The organism is Mesorhizobium sp. M7A.F.Ca.CA.001.10.2.1 (assembly GCF_003998575.1).
In the GTDB taxonomy this organism is placed as follows: Bacteria; Pseudomonadota; Alphaproteobacteria; order Rhizobiales; family Rhizobiaceae; genus Mesorhizobium.
On record NZ_RZQY01000929.1, the window covers coordinates 1 to 1759 of the forward strand.

Here is a 1759-nt window from a genome sequence, read left to right on the forward strand (position 1 = left end):
GGCTGGCGGCGGCTGCCCGCGTCACGCCAGGTCCATCCTCTGCGATCGCCTGCATCACCTCGGCGAAGACGGGCGCGTTTTCGCGCGCGAAGAAGCCGAGCAGGGAAGCAAGATTGTCCGGCGCTTCGGTGCGAAAGCGGGCGGCCGTCGCGGACGCCGCGAAGATATCTCGCGCCTGCGATAAAGGACGGCTGCGGATGAGCTCCGCCACTTCCACGTAAGGGCGCATGTTTTGCGGCGCCGCCTCGAAAGCCCAGGCAGGGCGCACAAGCACGAGACCGGCGACCCGGTCCGGGTGCCGGACGGCAAGCTGCAAGGCAATGGCCGCACCCATCGAGATGCCGCCGGCGACGAAACGGTCGAGGCCGGCCGCATCCGCGGCGGCCAGCACATCATCGGCGAACATCGCGATCGAAAACGGGCGCTTGCTACCGGCGCCGGAACCGCCCTGCGCGCGGCATTCGACGGTCAGCCGACGGTATGAAGGACCATCGGGAAAGTTCTGCGCGACCTGCGCTGCGTCACCGCCGAGGCCATGCTGGAAGACGACGGGAAGCCTGCCCTGCCCCGTGTCGAAGACACGAAGCGCTGCATCGTCGCGAAGCAGGATCGTCGGGGCGACGCCCATCAGAGGAGCCTTCGCAGAAAGGCGGCGACATCGGGGGCTTCGTCGGCGGACAGGCCGTGGGTGACAAGCGGTCCGTCGAAGCCCGCTGCCTTTAGCCGTGCAACAAAATCAGGAAAATCGACAATGCCTTGTCCTGATGTGGCAAAGCGACCGTCACCATGACGGTCCTTGGCATGCGCCATGGCGATGTGGCCGGCGGCCTCGTCGATCGCGGCGGCAACGATAGCGCGCGCCTCGCCGGGCGTGGCGTGTTCGAACAGGTTTGCCGGATCGAGCACGATCTTCAGATGCTTCGATCCCATCTCGGCGATCAGCCGGGTCGCATCCCTGGCCGAGGTGACGATGTTGGCCTGCTCAGGCTCGATGCCGAGATCGACACCGGCACCTTCGGCCAGCGCCAGCGCCTTCGCCATCTCGGCGGCCATGTCGGACCAGGCGGCCGGATCGGCATTGTCGGGATGATAGGCCCACTGATCGGCGGCGTTGCGCGAGCCGGTGCAGAGCGTGACCAGCGGGATGCCGAGGGCAGCAGCAGCCTCGATGACAACGGCGAGGCGCCTGAGGCCGTCGTCGCGCACGGCTTTGTCGGGATGCGCCATGTTGTAGGTGCCCGACAGTGCTGCGAGTGAAACGCCGTTCGACTGCGCGGCGGCACGGACGGAGGCGATGGCGTCCGCCGGCACAGCATCCGGCATCGACGGCAGGCCGGCACAGGCCAGATTGAACTGCGTCGTCTCATACCCAGCTTGCCGCACCGCAACCAGCACGGCGGCCGGATCGGTGCCGGCAAAGGTCTTGGCGAAAATGCCGAGACGCATCACACCGCCCCCGACACCGAGGCGAGTTCGACTCGCTCGCCTGATTCCACCGAACGCGCGATGGCGACCATGGCGCGGATCGAGGCGATGCCGTCCTCGACATTGGCGCCACGCATCGGCGTGCCGTTCAGCACCGTGTCGGCAAGACCTTCCAACTGGCGGCGGAAGAAATGGCCATCGGCGCCGAGCGGCTTGTGGGCCGTGGCGGTCTTCTCGTGAAATATCTCCACCTCGCTGGCGCGGAAGTACCAAGGGTTGAATGTCCTGGCGATAACGGAGCCGTTCTCGCCATAGAGCTGAAAACCTTCGTGCC

2 protein-coding genes and 1 pseudogene are annotated in these 1759 nt (G+C 66.6%); all 3 read right to left on the reverse strand.

Annotated features, from left to right (window positions below):
• Positions 1-628 (reverse strand): alpha/beta fold hydrolase (locus EN964_RS33585; protein ID WP_164776314.1); only part of this gene is annotated, 628 nt, incomplete at its 3' end.
• The gene (locus EN964_RS33590) at positions 628-1446 is read right to left on the reverse strand and encodes a sugar phosphate isomerase/epimerase (protein ID WP_127266564.1); all 819 of its coding nucleotides are present in this window, start codon (positions 1444-1446) and stop codon (positions 628-630) included. The genes EN964_RS33585 and EN964_RS33590, both read right to left, overlap by 1 nt.
• Positions 1446-1759: pseudogene (locus tag EN964_RS33595) on the reverse strand (gfo/Idh/MocA family oxidoreductase); the annotation flags it as partial. The pseudogene EN964_RS33595 and the gene EN964_RS33590, both read right to left, overlap by 1 nt.

Coding starts and splice junctions, on each gene's coding strand:
- EN964_RS33590 (WP_127266564.1), bottom strand. CDS start 1,446: ATGCGTCTCGGCATTTTCGCCAAGACCTTTGCCGGCACCGATCCGGCC.